We start from the raw sequence: 18,234 nt of genomic DNA, 5'->3' as shown, positions 1-18,234 counted from the left end.
AAGGTAGTGCGAAAGGAGACAGTGACATGACATATATATTAAAAACGAATCAGTTAACGAAAGTGTTTAAAGGGAAAGAAGTTATTTCTAGCGTTAACATGCATGTGAAAAAGGGAGAGATATACGGTTTCTTAGGACCGAATGGTGCAGGTAAAACAACGATTATGAAAATGATCACAAATTTAATAAAACCGACGAGCGGTGATATTGAAATTTTTGGTGAGAAGTTAACGGATACATCTTATGAATTGTTAAAGCGCATGGGGACAATTATCGAATATCCAATCTTTTATGATAAATTAACGGCGAAGGAAAACCTAGAATTACATTGTGAATATATGGGGTATTACGACAAGAATGCAATCGATCATGCTTTACATTTAGTGAAATTGCACGGTATAGATGATAAAAAAGTAAAAGATTTTTCATTAGGGATGAAGCAACGACTTGGTATTGCAAGGGCGATCATGACAAAGCCAGAATTACTCATTTTAGATGAACCAATTAACGGTTTAGATCCAATTGGTATTAAAGAATTAAGAGACTTATTTAAAATGCTCTGCAAAGAATATGGTATTACGTTATTAGTCTCTAGTCATATTTTAGGCGAGATGGAACAAATGGCGGATACAATTGGTGTAATTCAAAATGGAAAACTAATAAAAGAAGTTTCAATGAAGAGTATTAACGGAAAACAAACAGAGTACATTGAAATTACTGTTCCTGATGTGAAGCGTGCAGCTTATATTTTAGAAGATAAACTTGGTATAAAAAATTATAAAATAATGAGTGGAAACATGATTCGTGTGTATGAATTGAAGGCGTCGCAGCAAAACATTTCAAAAGCACTTATTATGAACGATGTAGAAATTGAAAGTATTAATAAGAAACATAGTTCCTTAGAAGAATATTTCTTAAATGTAATGGATGGAGAGGGCATTCATGCTTAATGGATTGTTAGTGAATCTAGTAAGTGGAGTGATCGTAATGTTATAAGTGGGATTTTATATTATAGGAAACCAGAGCGGAAATGGTTGTTAATTCTACTAGTGATAGGAATGTTAAGCGTAATTACTGCTGGAATTAGAATGTTAGTAGTGTAGAGACAGTTATATAAAGAATGGAGGCGTGGTTTATATGTTTCAATTAATGAAACTCGAATGGAAAAAACATAAATTATCTAGTTATTTTAAAGGAGTAGCGATTTGTATTATAGCAATTTTTGCTGCGGTAAGTCTTATGGCATGGGGGTCTAAAGTAGAAGATGATTTGATGTTCTCTAGCTATATGGAATACATGTCTTTAGCAAATATTTTTATTAGAATTACATTTGTTATTTTTGCATCGGTTATTTTATCACGTTTAGTGATTGATGAATACAAGAACAAAACAATACAGCTACTATTTATGTACCCACTGCAAAGGAAAATGCTAATGAGAGCGAAATTAGCAATTGTTTTTAGTTTTTGCTTTGTGAGCACGATAATCGCAACATTTATTATTAGTTTGCTCATATTCTGTATGAATCCAATAATAGGAATACTTGAAACGCCTGTTACGATGGGGGAAATAATAGCTACCGTTCCAACTACTATTATAAGTGCATTTATGATATCTGGTATAAGTTTAATTCCTTTATTTTTTGGAATGAGAAAGAAATCGACACCGACAACGATTACTTCAGCAGTAATAATTGGTATGCTGATTAATGGTAACGTTGGTCCTGGAAATGGTCAAGTAAGTATGTTTGATTTTATAGCTATCCCAATCGTGCTCTGTTTATTAGGAATTTTCATTAGTTATCTATCGTATCGAAAAATTGACAAGATTGATGTGGCGTGAAGCAAGCTTAAAACAAAAACGAACTGGGGTATGACTGGTGAAAAAAATAATAGTAATTGCAATATTAGTCATTACAATTGCTAGTGCGGTTTTTGGTTTTAAGGTATTTCAGGTGAAAGATTTTAAGCAAGAAAGGTCTTTTGAAATCAATAATATAAAAGAAATAGAAGTAGACAATGAAAACTGGAATATTGAATTTAAAAGTACAGACGCTAATAAAATAGTAATTTCCGCTCAAGGTCAACAAGTAGATAAAAAGATAGATCCCGTGAAAATAGAAAATGACGAAAATAAAATTGTGATTAAGCAAAAACAAAAGGTGACCAAATTTTTTAATGGTTTTACGTTTAGGAAGAAAAATAGTATATGTATAGCTATTCCGAAGAAAGAAATAGATAAAATTGTATTAAATAATAAATCGGGTGATGTGAAAATAAGCAATATAGTAGTAAAAAATATCGTGACAAAAGGCAAGTCTGGAGATGAAATGATTACAGGACTATCGGCAGAGAAGGGTGAGTTCACATCCGAAAGTGGAGATTTAATGTTAAAAGATAGTTCATTACAAGAAGTAAATATAACTTCTACTACTGGCGATAATTATGTGAAAAATGCGGAAAATGGAAATATGAACATCACTTCAACATCTGGGGAAGTATTACTAAAAGATATGACAGAAGGAAAATCATTATTTATAGAAACAAAATCAGGAGACATTGGCGTACGGTATAAAGGTGTCCCGGTATCATTGAAACTTACGGCTAAAAGTAATTCGACTGACATAATTGTGGATTTAAAAGAGCTTAAGAAAGATAAAAATACAGAAAAAATAAAAGAGGGAACTATTGGTGATGCAAAAAACGAAGTGAAGATTTTAAGTAAAACAGGAGCGATTTATATCGATTAAAATGTAAATGAAAGGAGGACTATTATGCTACATCTTATGAAGCTAGAATTGAAAAAGTTTAAGCTTGGATGGTATGTAAGGGGAGCGATTATTGCAAATATCGCTATACTGGCATTAATGATCTTTACGAGCATCGTTGCTCAAGTAGAAGGTGATCCGGAAATAAGGGATCCGCAGATGATGTTGTTAACGGCTAGTACATTAGTAAGAGCAACATTTATTATTTTTGGTAGTGTATTAATCGCAAGGTTAATAATTGGTGAATATAAAAACAAAACAATATTACTCATGTTTTCTTATCCAATTAACCGAAAGAAAATGATGATTAGTAAGTTGGTTATTACAGCAACATTAACATTTATAACAGTTATTTTATCTAACATTTTAGTAGTAGGAGTTTTCTTTGGGATAGATAGCTATTTTTCAATTCTTCCTAATTCATTCACAATAGATCAATTGAAGCAAGAAGGGATAAACCTTGTTCCTTTAGCCATTGCAACTGCGGGAATAAGTTTAATCCCTCTATATTTCGGAATGCGTAAACGTTCGGTGCCAACTACAATTGTTTCATCTCTGATTGTTGTATCAATTGCAATTAATAACACTCCTATGTTTTCTACAGCAACTTTTCTTCCCCTTCAACTAGTACTTGCTGCAATTGGAGTTGCGATTGCATATTACGGAATTAAAAATATAGAGAAGGAAGATATAACTGTATGACAAGAATACGTAAAAAGAGTTGGCGTTACACCAACTCTTTTTTGTATATGTATGCTTCGTTACTACTCTGTAAATTTGGAGTGTTTGCTTAAATACTCTTGCACTCCTGGAGAAATATTAAAGTTATTAGGACTTTTATATTCGATAGTAAATTCTCCATCTCTACTTGTCTCAAAGGAGATTGCATAGTTATTCATTTTAGCATCGTAAGAAGTATTTTTGACTTCCGCATCTAGATTAAAGTATTTTGTAATATATTCTTTTGTTTCCGTAATTGCTGTTTGTTTTCCCCAAGGGGTACCATAACTTGTGAAATAAAGAGATACGCTGATAACTCCAATAATAGAAGTTAGTAAAATAGTTTCACATGAAACAAGTTACAGAAAAAGACAAGATGTGTAAACACCTTGTCTTTTTTTTTTGTTACATTTTAGGAGCTTCCATTCCAGCCACAGCCCATTCTTCTTTTGCAGGGCCATATACGCCAGGAACTGTTAAGCCGGCTTGTCGCATTAAAACTGTTATTTGCCCACGATGGTGATTTTGATGATTAATAAGTGTCATTAAAAATATAGAATTCGGCATAGGGCGACCAAAGAAGTCATTAATAGTAGTTAAATCCTTATCAGTCCATTCGCTTTGAAGTGCTTCAACAAAAGCCGCATTCACTTTACGATACCCATCTGCAATTGTTTTAGCTGAAGTTGGAACAGGATAATCTTTCGTTTCCCCTTCAAACTTAAGCCCCGTACCAGATAGCATAACTGGAATTGCCGTCACGATATGCCAAGCAACTCTGCCTAATGTCCAGTGCCCATGTGCAATTTCTTGTGACAAAGACTCATCTGTTAATGCATCGAGCATCTTTTGAGTAGACTCAGCCTCGTATGTCCATGATTGCAAGAAGCCTTCAATAGTTTGGTACATGTTATCCCTCCTCGTTATGTTCATAGGTTAAATTCGTGAAAAAAAGATAGTTTCCTTTTGATCTTATAAGAATGAATAAAAAAGGAGACTTCCAAGAAGATCCTTTTTAACTTTCTTCCAACTCTTCCTCACCAACCATAAGAAATAAGGTGCTCCAAGTACAGCAACGTTCAAATTTGCGCTAACGATAAAGAGTTGAATAATTGTTGAGCCGAGAGCTGAAATACCGATTTCTATTAAAGTAAGGGTTGTTGAGCTAAATCCTAATTTCCATGAAAAAGGGCAATTTTAACTGCAAGTAGTCCGCCGATGAATACACCAATTGGATTGAAGTTTATATGTATATGCAGAATAGAGAAAAAGAATTTCGTTTGAGCAAGAAGGCGAAAGTACAAGCAAAAAGAGAGCAAATCGCATGTAATAATTACTAGAATGTATGGAATAAATCTGTGTTTATCCCCACTAGGTAAAGTGTTTTTTTGTTATTTAGATAGGTGTTTTCTAACTTGGTGATTTTACTTAAAAGATCGAACGTAAAGGAAGTGATCAACATGTCTTCATGGAGCAATAATATAAATGGATATTGTGGGTGTAATAATCAAAATGGTGTACATGTTGATTCATGCTGTTTTAGTTGTGATGGGACAGTTCCTAAGCTGGGTCCAACAGGTGACACAGGCCCAACGGGAGCAACGGGCCTAACAGGTGACACAGGTCCAACGGGAGCGACGGGAATAACAGGGGCAACAGGTCCAACGGGAGCGACGGGAATAACAGGGGCAACAGGTCCAACGGGAGCGACGGGAATAACAGGGGCAACAGGTCCGACGGGAGCAACAGGAATAACAGGGGCAACAGGTCCAACAGGAGCGACGGGAATAACAGGTTCAACGGGTCCGACGGGAATAACAGGGGCAACAGGTCCAACGGGAGCGACGGGAATAACAGGTTCAACGGGTCCGACGGGAGCAACAGGAGCAACAGGAATAACAGGGGCAGCAGGTCCAACAGGAGCGACGGGAATAACGGGTCCAACAGGAGCGACGGGAATAACGGGAGCAACAGGAGCAACAGGTCCAACAGGTCCAACAGGAGCAACAGGAGACACGGGGGCAACTGGCACAAGTATAACTGCAACATACGCTTTTGCAAATAATACATCGGGAACAGCGATATCGGTACTTCTTGGTGGAACGAATGTCCCGCTTCCGAATAATCAAAATATTGGTCCAGGTATTACTGTTTCTGGGGGGAATACAGTATTTACGGCTGCAAATGCGGGGAATTATTATATTTCATATACGATTAATATAACGGCTTCATTATTAGTCAGTTCGCGGATTACAATTAATGGTGCACCTCTTGCTGGAACGATCAATTCTCCTGCGTTAGCAACTACATCATTTAGTGCAACAATTATTACGACTCTTGCGGCTGGAAGTGCCATTAGTTTGCAACTATTTGGTTTGTTAGCTGTTGCAACATTATCAACAACTACACCAGGAGCTGTGTTAACGATAATAAGGTTAAGCTAAATAATAACTCTCTTATTCTTTTAAGATTAGGAGAGTTTATACATATAATAAGAAGTTAATGGAGTGAAGCATAGTTATATAAAAGTCAGAATATTATGATTGTAACGTTATGGCGACTATAATATAATGAAAACAACCATCATGAATGAACATTCATTTATTTTTATGTATTTGAAGGGGGAATGAAGGTGGAAAAACCATGGTTGAAAAGTTATCCAGAAGAAATTCCAAGTACGATTTCTTATGATATTCAGCCGCTTCATGGATATGTGGAACAGGTGGCTTCACGTTATCCAGAAAAGAAAGCGCTTCACTTTTTAGGGAAGGATATTACATTTTCAGACTTCCACGATAAGGTGAAGAGGTTTGCAAATTATCTTCAAAAACTCGGTGTGGAAAAGGGTGATCGAGTTGCTATTATGTTGCCAAACTGTCCGCAATCTGTAATTGGTTATTATGGTACATTACTTGCGGGAGGTATCGTAGTACAAACAAATCCACTATATACAGAAAGAGAATTAGAATACCAGCTTCATGATTCGGGAGCAAAAGTAATTCTTTGTCTCGATTTAGTGTTTCCAAGAGTAACGAATGTTCAATCTGCTACAAAAATTGAACATATTATCGTAACTCGGATTGCGGACTTTTTACCCTTCCCTAAAAATTTACTTTATCCATTTGTACAAAAAAAGCAGGCAAATCTTGTTGTGGATGTGTCGGAAAGCGAAACGATTCATCTATGGAAATCAGTAGAACGAGAAAGTAATGTTAATGTTGAAGTGCCTTGTGATCCTGAAAATGATCTAGCTCTTTTACAGTACACTGGAGGAACAACTGGATTTCCGAAAGGCGTTATGTTGACGCATAAAAACCTTGTTTCGAACACTTTAATGGGAGCTCATTGGCTATATAATTGTAAAGAAGGGGAAGAAGTAATTCTTGGTGTCCTTCCGTTCTTTCATGTGTATGGGATGACAGCTGTAATGAATTTAAGTATTATGCAAGGATATAAAATGGTGCTGATTCCGAAGTTTGATATGAAAATGGTTTTTGAAGCGATAAAAAAACATAAAGTCACACTATTTCCAGGGGCACCGACCATTTATATTGCTCTATTAAATAGTCCCCTCTTAAAAGAATATGATATTTCTTCTATTCAAGCTTGTATTAGTGGATCTGCCCCGCTTCCTGTAGAAGTACAGGAAGAGTTTGAGAGAGTTACAGGTGGGAAATTGGTAGAAGGTTATGGATTAACGGAGTCGTCGCCAGTTACACATGGGAATTTTTTGTGGGAAAAACGCGTGCCAGGAAGTATTGGTGTGCCGTGGCCAGATACAGAGGCAAACATTATGTCACTTGAAACTGGAGAGGCTTTACCTCCGGGTGAAATTGGTGAAATTGTTGTAAAGGGTCCTCAAATTATGAAAGGGTATTGGAATAAGCCAGAAGAAACAGCAGCTGTATTACAAGACGGATGGCTTCATACAGGGGATGTTGGTTACATGGATGAAGATGGATTTTTCTATGTGAAAGATCGTAAGAAAGATATGATTGTTGCGAGTGGATTTAATGTGTATCCTCGCGAAGTAGAAGAAGTATTATATGAGCATGAAAAAGTGCAAGAAGTAGTGACGATTGGAGTTCCCGATCCGTACCGGGGAGAGACAGTTAAAGCATTTGTTGTGTTAAAAGAAGGTGCGGAGTGTTCTGAGGAAGAATTAAACCAGTTTGCGCGTAAATATTTAGCGGCTTATAAAGTGCCGAAAGTATATGAGTTTAGAGATGAACTGCCGAAAACGACAGTCGGAAAAATTTTACGCCGTGTCCTAATAGATGAAGAGAAAAGAAAAAATGAGGATGAGCAAACGGGCTAAGGCCCTTTCTTTTTGAAAAAATAGGATTGACACTTTTCTAAATAGTCAGTATTATAAGAATATGAATGACTATTCATTCAGTCATCTTCTTGAAGGGGACAGTAAAGTGAAGAAAAATAGACCAAAATACAATCAAATTATTGATGCGGCAGTCATTGTGATTGCGGAGAATGGGTACCACCAAGCGCAAGTTTCTAAAATAGCAAAGCAAGCTGGGGTAGCTGATGGCACGATTTATTTATATTTTAAAAATAAAGAAGATATATTAATATCCTTATTCCAAGAGAAGATGGGAGATTTTGTCGAAACAATTCGTCAAAAAACAGCAGGAATTGAAAGCGCTGTATCGAAGTTATTCATGTTGGTAGAAACGCACTTCTTGCTGTTATCACAAAATGATCCTCTTGCTATCGTTACACAATTAGAGCTAAGACAGTCCAATCAAGACTTACGCCTGAAAATAAATGAAGTATTAAAAGGCTACTTACAAGTTATGGATGAGATTTTGGAGACAGGTATAAAGCAAGGTGAATTCCAAGCGGATTTAAATGTTCGCGTGGCAAGACAAATGATCTTTGGAACAGTAGATGAAGTTGTGACCAATTGGGTAATGAGCGATCATAAGTATGATCTGGTCGCACTTTCAAAAACGGTACATGGGCTACTTATTGCAGCTTGTGGTTATCGTCAATAATGGGAGGGATCATGTTGAAATTCCTATCTGTAAGAGTTGAAGATCATATCGCGGTAGCGACGTTAAATCATGCGCCGGCAAACGCGATGTCTTCACAAGTTATGCATGATGTTACTGAATTAATTGATCAAGTGGAGAAGGATGATAACATTCGTGTTGTTGTTATTCACGGTGAAGGGCGCTTCTTCTCGGCGGGAGCAGATATTAAAGAATTTACATCTGTTACTGAAGCGAAGCAAGCGACAGAATTAGCGCAGCTTGGACAAGTTACGTTTGAGCGTGTTGAAAAATGTTCAAAACCAGTTATCGCGGCAATTCATGGAGCGGCACTTGGCGGCGGCCTTGAGTTTGCTATGTCTTGCCACATGCGCTTTGCAACTGAAAGTGCAAAACTTGGTTTACCTGAATTAACACTTGGATTAATTCCTGGATTTGCAGGTACACAGCGATTACCACGTTATGTTGGGAAAGCGAAAGCTTGTGAAATGATGTTAACAAGTACACCGATTACTGGTGCAGAAGCACTAAAATGGGGACTTGTTAACGGAGTTTTTGCTGAAGAAACATTTTTAGATGATACGCTTAAAGTTGCAAAACAGATTGCTGGAAAAAGCCCAGCGACGACTCGTGCTGTACTAGAGTTATTGCAAACGACGAAATCGTCTCATTATTATGAAGGTGTACAACGCGAAGCTCAAATCTTTGGTGAAGTATTTACGGGTGAAGATGGAAGAGAAGGTGTAGCAGCGTTTTTAGAAAAACGTAAGCCTTCATTTAGTGGCAGGTAGTTCAATTATTTTTTTAATATAAATTAACAGAAAATTAAAATTGATAGAATCTTTCTGAAAAACAAGGGGGTAAATGGAATGAACATCTACGTACTCATGAAACGAACATTTGATACAGAAGAAAAAATCGTAATTAAAAACGGTGCAATTTACGATGGCGAAGCGGAATTCATCATCAACCCTTACGACGAATATGCGATTGAAGAAGCAATTCAAGTAAGAGACGCACAAGGTGGCGAAGTTACTGTTGTAACAGTCGGTGGCGAAGATAGTGAGAAAGAACTTCGTACGGCATTAGCGATGGGCTGCGATAAAGCGGTATTAATTAATATTGAAGATGATGTGGAAAATGGTGACCAGTTCACGACAGCAAAAGTACTTGCTGAATATTTAAAAGATAAAGATGTAGATTTAATTTTAGGCGGGAACGTTGCAATTGATGGTGCATCTGGACAAGTTGGTCCACGCGTAGCAGAAGCGTTAAATATTCCGTACGTAACGACAATTACAAAACTTGAAATTGACGGTACAAACGTGAAGATTGAGCGTGATGTTGAAGGTGATACGGAAGTGATTGAAACTTCATTACCAGTTTTAGTAACAGCACAACAAGGTTTAAATGAACCTCGTTATCCATCGCTTCCAGGTATTATGAAAGCGAAGAAAAAGCCACTAGAAGAAGTAGAATTAGATGATTTAGATTTAGAAGAAGATGATGTGGAAGCAAAGACAAAAACAATTGAAATCTATTTGCCTCCTAAGAAAGATGCAGGAAAAGTGTTACAAGGCGAGCTGCAAGATCAAGTAAAAGAACTTGTATCGTTGCTCCATACAGAAGCGAAAGTAATCTAATAAAATACGAAATTATATATGCAGGAGGGAAAATCTATGGCTCGTAAAGTATTAGTAATGGGTGAGGTTCGTGATGGATCGCTACGTAACGTTTCGTTTGAAGCGGTAGCAGCAGCAAAAACAATTGCAGAAGGCGGTGAAGTAGTAGGTCTTCTAGTTGGAGACAGCGTTGCCTCTTTTGCAAATGAATTGATTCATTACGGTGCAGATCGCGTTGTGACAGTTGAAAATGATAAATTAAAATCATATACATCTGATGGTTATGCACAAGCATTTTCAGCTGTATATGCTGAAGAAAAGCCAGAAGGTATTGTATTTGGACATACAGCACTGGGTAAAGATTTATCACCAAAATTAGCAGCGAAGCTTGAAGCTGGTCTAGTTTCTGACGTAACTGCTTTAGATGTTGAAGGTGGAAATGTTATCTTTACTCGTCCAATTTACTCTGGTAAAGCGTTTGAGAAGAAGATTGTAACAGACGGTATCTTATTTGCGACAGTGCGTCCAAATAACATTGCGACGCTTGAAAAAGATGAGTCTCGCAGTGGTGACGTGTCTTCTATTACAGTAGATGTGAAAGATTTACGTACAATTATTCAAGATGTCGTCCGTAAGACGGCAGAAGGTGTTGACCTTTCTGAAGCGAAAGTTATTATCGCTGGTGGACGCGGTGTGAAGAGTGAAGAAGGATTCAAGCCATTAAAAGAGTTAGCTGACGTATTAGGCGGCGCTGTTGGAGCATCTCGTGGTGCTTGTGACGCTGAGTATTGCGATTACTCATTACAAATTGGTCAAACTGGTAAAGTTGTTACGCCAGACTTATACATTGCATGCGGTATTTCTGGTGCGATTCAGCATTTAGCTGGTATGTCTAACTCAAAAATAATCGTTGCGATTAATAAAGACCCAGAAGCAAGTATCTTCAAAGTAGCTGACTATGGTATTGTTGGCGATCTATTTGAAGTCTTACCTCTTTTAACAGAAGAGTTTAAAAAGTTAAAAGTACATTCATGATTTGAGTACCCTTGAGTTCCAAGTGAAGTACCCCTATATATAGAAAAGGTGAGAGATCCCCTGTCTCTCATCTTTTTAGTATTTAATCCGTATTTTTATATAGTATAAAGGAACACTTTTTTGTTACAATACATAACGATACATATTATTCGCCACGTATATAAGTTAATGATATACTCTTGGTAGAATATACTTGAAGGAGGAAATAAAATGGCAATTGTAAATGCAAATGACCAAAGCTTCGCAGCTGAAACTAGCGAAGGTGTTGTATTATTAGATTTCTGGGCACCTTGGTGTGGACCTTGTAAAATGATCGCTCCTGTATTAGAGGAAATTGATGCAGAATTAGGCGAAAAAGTAAAAGTAGTAAAAGTAGACGTGGATGAAAACCAAGAAACTGCTCGTCAATTCGAAGTAATGAGCATTCCAGCTCTTTTCGTATTAAAAGACGGTAAAGTAGTTGATCAAACGTTAGGTTACAAACCGAAAGAAGCATTAGTAGAATTAGTTTCTAAACACTTCTAAAATAAAGGGCTACCATTTGGTAGCCTTTTTTATTTTCCTTTTTTACACCTTTCCGTTACAATAAAAGAACGTATGTTGGGTGTTTTGGCATAGTATGTTTTCATGTGAAAATAAAGATGCTAAGCATGTAGAAATGGAGGGTAACGAGTGCACGAACATTTAAAAGAAAAATTGGCTATTTTACCAGATCAACCTGGTTGTTATTTAATGAAAGATAAGCAAGGAACGGTTATATATGTCGGAAAGGCAAAAGTGCTTAAAAATCGTGTGCGCTCGTACTTTACTGGTTCACATGATGGAAAAACACTACGGCTTGTAGGAGAAATTGTAGATTTTGAATATATTGTAACCTCCTCAAATCTAGAGGCTCTCATTTTAGAGTTAAACTTAATAAAAAAACATGATCCAAAATATAATATTCAATTAAAAGATGATAAAACATATCCTTTTATTAAAATTACAGCTGAGAAACAGCCGCGATTACTTATTACGCGAAATGTAAAAAAGGATAAGGGAAAGTATTTTGGTCCTTATCCGAATGCACAATCAGCTCATGAAACGAAAAAGCTGCTAGATCGTATGTATCCGCTTCGTAAGTGCTCAAATATGCCAGATAAAGTTTGTTTATATTATCATATGGGTCAATGTTTAGCGCCTTGTGTGAAAGAAGTGACGGAAGAACAAAACAAAGAAATTGTAGATGAAATTATTAAGTTTTTAAATGGTGGACATAAAGAAGTTCGTTCAGAATTAGAAACAAAGATGTATGAAGCTTCAGAGAAACTAGAATTTGAACGTGCAAAAGAGTTACGTGATCAAATTGCTCATATCGATGCGATTATGGAAAAACAAAAGATGATTATGAGTGACTTAGTGGATCGTGATGTGTTTGGGTATGCAGTTGATAAAGGATGGATGTGTGTTCAAGTTTTCTTCGTTCGAAAAGGAAAGCTAATTGAACGTGATGTTTCTATGTTTCCAATTTACGATGAACCAGAAGAGGGATTTTTAACGTTTATCGGTCAATTTTATGAGAACAGCAGTCATTTTAAGCCGAAGGAAATTGTCGTTCCAGGAAGTATAGACTCAGAGTTAGTAGAGCGCTTTTTAGAAGTTGAAGCGACACAGCCGAAACGTGGTAAGAAAAAAGATCTTGTAGAATTAGCAAATAAAAATGCGAAGATTGCTCTTGAAGAGAAATTCTACTTAATTGAACGTGATGAAGAGCGAACGATTAAAGCGGTAGATCATTTAGGGAAGCAGCTTGGGATTGAAACACCTTATCGTATTGAGGCGTTTGATAACTCAAATATTCAAGGGACAAATCCTGTTTCTGCAATGATTGCTTTTATCGATGGGAAACCAGCTAAGAAAGAATATAGGAAATATAAAATTAAAACGGTTCAAGGACCAGATGATTATGAGTCTATGAGAGAAGTTGTGAGACGCCGTTATACAAGGGCATTGAAAGAGAGTTTGCCTTTACCAGATTTAATCATTATTGATGGTGGAAAAGGTCATCTGGCAGCTGTAAGCGATGTTCTAGAAAACGAACTCGGTTTATATATTCCGATGGCAGGGCTTGTAAAAGATGACAAACATAAAACCTCCCATTTAATTATTGGAGATCCACCTGAACCTGTGATGCTTGAGCGAAATAGCCAAGAATTTTATTTATTGCAGCGCATTCAAGATGAAGTGCATCGATTTGCGATTACATTCCATCGTCAATTACACGGGAAATCTGTCATTCAATCAGCACTGGATGATATTCCTGGAATTGGAGATAAACGAAAAAAGATATTGTTGAAACATTTTGGGTCACTAAAAAAGATGAAAGAAGCTTCTGTAACGGAATTTGTCGAAGCGGGTATGCCGAAAAATGTCGCAGAGACGATTTATACTTATTTAGCGGATAAGAAGACGTTGTAGTTTACAACGTCTTCTATTTTCTGGTATAATTTCTGAAGATTTAAAATAAACCTAACTGAATGAAAATACAAAAAAGTCAACTAAACTTATATGTCTAGTTGACTGTAGGTAATGCTACACTTCAATGAGATCTTTTATATCCCATTTCACAAGAAATGTAATAGAGTCTGAACGTTTTTTCTTTTCTTCATAGGACTCTGCAACGACGTTTCGTTGCTTTTGAATTTGTTCAGCGATGAATCCAGCTTCTAATTGATAAGAAGAATGTCTGTTTTGTTTTTGACGTTCAGCGATGAGTGTGCCTTTAAGTTGGAACTGCATTTCACGACGCTTATGTTCAATAATGCTTAAAGTGCCCCAGCCAGCTTTTTCAAAGAACTGAATGACTTCTTCAATTGTTTCTAGTGGATATTTTCTTGCAAGGTTTCTACCAGACCAGTATAAAATACCATCTAAATCGTTACCGATTAAATCAGGTAGTAATTCTTCACGTAGCAATTCATAAGCGAAGGCGTTCAATGAAACATCTTCTAAAGATGTTGTATCGATTGTATTTTTACTCACAATATTCCCCTCTTTCTATAGGGATTATTATATAACATTTTGCATTTATAAAAACAGATTTTTCTTTGGGTAAATCTGAATATATAAGAAGAAAAAAAGAATTGGCAAATTATATGCAAATTATGTATACGTTTTCTTGACGCTTCGACAAAAATAGGAGTAAAATGAACTTGGTATCAAATTATGCTGAAATATTTCGAATAATTTTTTCAGTTTTTCTTATGCCAATAGTGAAAAAACATTATTGTTGTAAACTAATCTGAAAACAGCAGTCAAACATTCAAGGGGGGTAATGGGGACATGAAAGGCCGCGAGTATACGTTTCGTAAGTGGCACTCATTAATGGGGGTCATCCCGGTTGGTGTCTTTTTGACGCAACATTTAATTGTGAACAACTTTGCAACACGAGGAGCAGAGGCTTTTAACAAAGCTGCAGGCTTTATGGAGCTCCTTCCATTCCGGTATGCGCTAGAGATTTTCATCATCTTTTTACCGATACTGTACCATGCTATATATGGCTTATATATTGCATTTACAGCTAAGAACAATGCGGTTTCTTACGGTTATTTCCGTAACTGGATGTTCGTCTTCCAAAGAATTTCAGGTATCGTTACACTGATTTTCATTTCTTGGCACGTCTGGGAAACTCGTATTCAAGCAATGCTAGGTAAAGAGGTAAACTATGATATGATGGCAGATATTTTAAACAATCCAGCTATGTTTGCATTCTACTTAGTTGGTGTTGTTTCAACAATTTTCCACTTTGCAAATGGACTATGGACATTCTGCATCAGCTGGGGAATTACAGTATCTCCACGTTCACAAAGAATCTCTACTTATGTAACATTAGCTATATTCTTAGGTCTATCTTATGTAGGTGTGAGTGCATTATTAGCGTTCATCGATCCACAGCTAGCAAACCAGTAAGGAGTGGGAGAGCATGAAAGGGAAACTTATAGTAGTCGGCGGTGGCTTGGCTGGCTTAATGGCAACGATTAAAGCGGCGGAAGCAGGAGTAAATGTTGAACTGTTTTCTTTAGTACCAGTAAAACGTTCGCATTCTGTATGTGCCCAAGGTGGAATTAACGGTGCCGTAAATACGAAAGGTGAAGGGGATTCTCCATGGATCCACTTTGACGATACAATTTATGGTGGGGACTTCTTAGCGAACCAACCACCAGTTAAAGCAATGTGTGAAGCAGCACCTGGTATCATTCATTTAATGGACCGTATGGGTGTTATGTTCAATCGTACGGAAGAAGGACTTCTTGATTTCCGTCGTTTTGGTGGAACACAACATCACCGTACAGCATTTGCTGGTGCAACAACTGGACAGCAATTACTATACGCATTAGATGAGCAAGTACGTCGTCACGAAGTAGCAGGACTTGTAACGAAATATGAAGGTTGGGATTTCTTACGAGCTGTTGTTGATGACGAAGGTGTGTGCCGAGGAATCGTTGCACAAGACTTACAAACAATGGAGATTAAAAGTTTCCAAGCTGATGCTGTGATTATGGCAACAGGGGGCCCTGGCATCATCTTTGGAAAATCAACTAACTCTATTATTAATACAGGTACAGCAGCTTCTGCTGTATATCAACAAGGCGCATATTATGCAAACGGCGAGTTCATTCAAATTCATCCAACGGCAATTCCTGGAGACGATAAATTACGTCTTATGAGTGAATCTGCACGTGGTGAAGGTGGCCGTGTTTGGACATATAAAGATGGTAAACCATGGTACTTCCTAGAAGAAAAATATCCGGCTTACGGAAACCTTGTACCTCGTGATATTGCAACGCGTGAAATCTTTGACGTTTGCGTAGAGCAAAAACTAGGTATTAACGGTGAAAACATGGTGTACTTAGATCTTTCTCATAAAGATCCGAAAGAACTAGATATTAAACTTGGTGGAATTATTGAAATCTATGAGAAGTTTACAGGTGATGATCCTCGTAAACTACCAATGAAAATCTTCCCAGCAGTTCACTATTCAATGGGCGGACTATGGGTTGATTATAAGCAGATGACAAGTATTCCAGGTTTATTTGCAGCAGGTGAGTGTGATTATTCTATGCACGGTGGTAACCGCCTTGGTGCGAACTCACTATTATCAGCAATTTACGGTGGTATGGTAGCAGGACCGAACGCGATTGAGTATATGAAAGGTCTTTCTAAATCGTCTGATGCTGTTTCATCTACTGTATATGAGCAAAATGAATTAATCGAAACAGAGAAATTTAACAATATTTTAACGCTTGATGGTAACGAAAATGCATATGTTCTTCATAAAGAGCTTGGAGAATGGATGACAGATAACGTTACAGTAGTTCGTGAAAATAAAAAGCTACTAGAAACTGATGCGAAAATTGAAGAGTTAATGGCGCGTTACAAACGCATTAACATTAACGATACAGCGAGATGGAGTAACCAAGGTGCTTCATTTACACGCCAACTTGCAAATATGTTTGAGTTAGCACGTGTTATTACAATTGGCGCATATAACCGTAATGAGAGCCGCGGGGCGCATTACAAACCTGAATTCCCAAATCGTGATGATGCAAACTTCTTAAAAACTACGATGGCGAAATTTGAAGGAGAAGGGAATGCACCAGCATTCCATTACGAAGAAGTGGATGTTTCACTAATTAAACCACGTAAACGTGACTATTCTTCAAAACATGATGTAGCTGCTAAGGGTGAAGAGAAGGGGGATAAGCAACATGTCTGAGAAAACAATCCGCCTCATCATTACGAGACAAGATGGACCAGATGCACAAGAGTTTGACCAAGAGTTTGAAATTCCATATCGTCCAAATATGAACATTATTTCGGCACTGATGGAAATTCGTCGTAATCCTGTTGATTCAAAAGGAAACCAAACGACTCCGATTGCATGGGATATGAACTGTTTAGAGGAAGTATGTGGCGCATGTTCGATGGTGATTAACGGAAAACCACGTCAATCATGTACAGCTCTTATTGATCAGTTAGAACAACCAATTCGCTTAAAACCAATGAAGACATTCCCAGTTGTACGTGACTTACAAGTTGACCGTAGTCGCATGTTTAACGCTCTAAAACGCGTTAAAGCTTGGATTCCAATTGATGGTACGTATGACTTAGGACCAGGACCAAGAATGCCTGAGAAGAAACGTCAATGGGCTTATGAGCTTTCAAAATGTATGACATGTGGTGTTTGCTTAGAATCATGTCCAAACGTAAATAGTAAATCTGACTTTATTGGACCAGCACCGTTATCACAAGCTCGTTTATTCAACTCACATCCGACGGGTGAAATGCATAAAGCAGATCGCTTACGTGCAATTATGGGAGATGGAGGACTTGCAAACTGTGGTAACTCTCAAAACTGTGTGCAATCATGTCCAAAGGGTATTCCATTAACAACTTCAATTGCGGCATTAAACCGTGATACAACAATTCAATCGTTTAAAGATTTCTTTGGTAGCGACAATAACTATTAATAAATATTGCCTCTTCATGTTGAAGAGGCAATATTTATAACTTTATTTTTCTGTTTATTCTGTTTATTTTGAAGGCGAAAAGGAGAGGAAACAATGAAGAGGATTTCTTATATTGAAGACTTTGAGCGATGGGAAAGTGGTTTTTCATTTTACAATCCTGTAAAAGTTCGTTTTGGTGAAGTAGATATGTTTGGGCATGTAAATAATGTCGTTGCCTTTACCTATTTTGAAGAAGCACGTATCGCATTGTTTAAAGAACTTGGGTTTATGCAAGAATGGACGCATGAATCTTCAGAAACGATGATCGTTGTTGCAGATTTACAATGTAATTTTATTAAGCAAATATATTTTGATGAACAGTTGAAGGTGTATGTAAAAGCGGGATCGGTTGGGAATTCTTCTTTAGATTTGCATTACATGGTGAAGAATACGGCAGGAGAAGTTTGTTTAGTTGGTCGTGGAATGATGGTTCAAGCATCGAAAAAAACGGGAAGAGGCGAACCATGGCCTGAAGAATGGAAGAAAAAATTACTACAATGATAGAGTGAAAGAAAAATAAGAGAGCAATTTGC

19 protein-coding genes are annotated in these 18,234 nt (G+C 37.1%); 16 read left to right on the top strand and 3 right to left on the bottom strand.

Annotation, left to right across the window (positions count from 1 at the left end; genetic code table 11):
• The first annotated feature begins 26 nt into the window (after positions 1–26).
• From QCI41_RS13150 to QCI41_RS13135, 4 genes are all read left to right on the top strand, one after another.
• Complete coding sequence (locus QCI41_RS13150; protein ID WP_048562169.1) at positions 27–950, top strand: ABC transporter ATP-binding protein; 924 nt, start codon at positions 27–29, stop codon at positions 948–950.
• A gap of 187 nt (positions 951–1,137) precedes the next feature.
• Complete coding sequence (locus QCI41_RS13145) at positions 1,138–1,842, top strand: ABC transporter permease (protein ID WP_353837333.1); 705 nt, start codon at positions 1,138–1,140, stop codon at positions 1,840–1,842.
• A gap of 37 nt (positions 1,843–1,879) precedes the next feature.
• Entirely contained in the window at positions 1,880–2,749 is an 870-nt protein-coding gene (locus QCI41_RS13140; RefSeq protein WP_353837334.1) for a DUF4097 family beta strand repeat-containing protein, read from the top strand.
• Positions 2,750–2,773: 24 nt separating this feature from the next.
• Positions 2,774–3,469 (top strand): ABC transporter permease, encoded by a 696-nt coding sequence (locus tag QCI41_RS13135; RefSeq protein WP_046956256.1) that lies wholly within the window; start codon positions 2,774–2,776, stop codon positions 3,467–3,469.
• A gap of 62 nt (positions 3,470–3,531) precedes the next feature.
• Here the strand turns inward: QCI41_RS13135 and QCI41_RS13130 are convergent, their stop codons facing one another.
• Both QCI41_RS13130 and QCI41_RS13125 read right to left on the bottom strand, forming a co-directional pair.
• On the bottom strand, positions 3,532–3,828 hold the full coding sequence (locus QCI41_RS13130; protein WP_353838836.1) for a YfjL-like protein: 297 nt from the start codon (positions 3,826–3,828) through the stop codon (positions 3,532–3,534).
• A gap of 64 nt (positions 3,829–3,892) precedes the next feature.
• A complete protein-coding gene (locus QCI41_RS13125) occupies positions 3,893–4,396 on the bottom strand; it encodes a DinB family protein (RefSeq protein WP_353837335.1) in 504 nt (167 codons plus the stop codon).
• A gap of 551 nt (positions 4,397–4,947) precedes the next feature.
• Between QCI41_RS13125 and QCI41_RS13120 the strand changes: the two genes are divergently transcribed.
• From QCI41_RS13120 to uvrC, 8 genes are all read left to right on the top strand, one after another.
• Positions 4,948–5,931, top strand: a complete 984-nt coding sequence (locus QCI41_RS13120; RefSeq protein ID WP_353837336.1) for a BclA C-terminal domain-containing protein — start codon at positions 4,948–4,950, stop codon at positions 5,929–5,931.
• Between the two features lie 188 nt (positions 5,932–6,119).
• Positions 6,120–7,805 (top strand): long-chain-fatty-acid--CoA ligase, encoded by a 1,686-nt coding sequence (locus QCI41_RS13115; RefSeq protein WP_353837337.1) that lies wholly within the window; start codon positions 6,120–6,122, stop codon positions 7,803–7,805.
• 106 nt (positions 7,806–7,911) lie between these two features.
• Positions 7,912–8,499: a fatty acid metabolism transcriptional regulator FadR gene (locus tag QCI41_RS13110; protein WP_000742213.1), complete on the top strand. Its 588-nt coding sequence runs from the start codon at positions 7,912–7,914 to the stop codon at positions 8,497–8,499.
• A gap of 11 nt (positions 8,500–8,510) precedes the next feature.
• Positions 8,511–9,287, top strand: coding sequence for an enoyl-CoA hydratase (locus tag QCI41_RS13105; protein WP_000911294.1), 777 nt, complete (start codon positions 8,511–8,513; stop codon positions 9,285–9,287).
• Positions 9,288–9,365: 78 nt separating this feature from the next.
• The gene (gene etfB / locus QCI41_RS13100; protein ID WP_001029035.1) at positions 9,366–10,139 is read left to right on the top strand and encodes an electron transfer flavoprotein subunit beta; all 774 of its coding nucleotides are present in this window, start codon (positions 9,366–9,368) and stop codon (positions 10,137–10,139) included.
• A gap of 36 nt (positions 10,140–10,175) precedes the next feature.
• Complete coding sequence (gene etfA / locus QCI41_RS13095; RefSeq protein WP_000101967.1) at positions 10,176–11,153, top strand: electron transfer flavoprotein subunit alpha; 978 nt, start codon at positions 10,176–10,178, stop codon at positions 11,151–11,153.
• 210 nt (positions 11,154–11,363) lie between these two features.
• Complete coding sequence (gene trxA / locus QCI41_RS13090; RefSeq protein WP_001018944.1) at positions 11,364–11,678, top strand: thioredoxin; 315 nt, start codon at positions 11,364–11,366, stop codon at positions 11,676–11,678.
• A 147-nt stretch (positions 11,679–11,825) separates the two neighbouring features.
• Complete coding sequence (uvrC, locus tag QCI41_RS13085; protein WP_000544269.1) at positions 11,826–13,610, top strand: excinuclease ABC subunit C; 1,785 nt, start codon at positions 11,826–11,828, stop codon at positions 13,608–13,610.
• Positions 13,611–13,724: 114 nt separating this feature from the next.
• Here the strand turns inward: uvrC and QCI41_RS13080 are convergent, their stop codons facing one another.
• Positions 13,725–14,174 (bottom strand): YslB family protein, encoded by a 450-nt coding sequence (locus QCI41_RS13080; RefSeq protein ID WP_000042225.1) that lies wholly within the window; start codon positions 14,172–14,174, stop codon positions 13,725–13,727.
• Between the two features lie 300 nt (positions 14,175–14,474).
• On the opposite strand from QCI41_RS13080, the gene sdhC reads away from it, so the two are divergent.
• The 4 genes from sdhC (at position 14,475) to QCI41_RS13060 (ending at position 18,202) form a co-directional block, all read left to right on the top strand.
• Positions 14,475–15,101, top strand: coding sequence for a succinate dehydrogenase cytochrome B558 (sdhC, locus tag QCI41_RS13075; protein WP_000678354.1), 627 nt, complete (start codon positions 14,475–14,477; stop codon positions 15,099–15,101).
• A gap of 13 nt (positions 15,102–15,114) precedes the next feature.
• Positions 15,115–16,908, top strand: coding sequence for a succinate dehydrogenase flavoprotein subunit (gene sdhA, locus QCI41_RS13070; protein ID WP_000676749.1), 1,794 nt, complete (start codon positions 15,115–15,117; stop codon positions 16,906–16,908).
• Positions 16,901–17,662 carry a succinate dehydrogenase iron-sulfur subunit gene (gene sdhB / locus QCI41_RS13065; protein ID WP_001291830.1) on the top strand — a complete coding sequence of 254 codons (762 nt, stop codon included), beginning with the start codon at positions 16,901–16,903 and terminating at the stop codon, positions 17,660–17,662. Before sdhA ends, sdhB begins: the two co-directional genes overlap by 8 nt.
• A gap of 93 nt (positions 17,663–17,755) precedes the next feature.
• Entirely contained in the window at positions 17,756–18,202 is a 447-nt protein-coding gene (locus tag QCI41_RS13060) for an acyl-CoA thioesterase (RefSeq protein WP_000822751.1), read from the top strand.
• Positions 18,203–18,234 lie beyond the last annotated feature (32 nt).

Source organism: Bacillus cereus group sp. MG4 (assembly GCF_040460055.1).
In the GTDB taxonomy this organism is placed as follows: domain Bacteria; phylum Bacillota; class Bacilli; order Bacillales; family Bacillaceae_G; genus Bacillus_A; species Bacillus_A wiedmannii.
The sequence above is the reverse complement of the archived record's forward strand: the minus strand, read 5'-3'. Positions and strand labels throughout refer to the sequence as shown.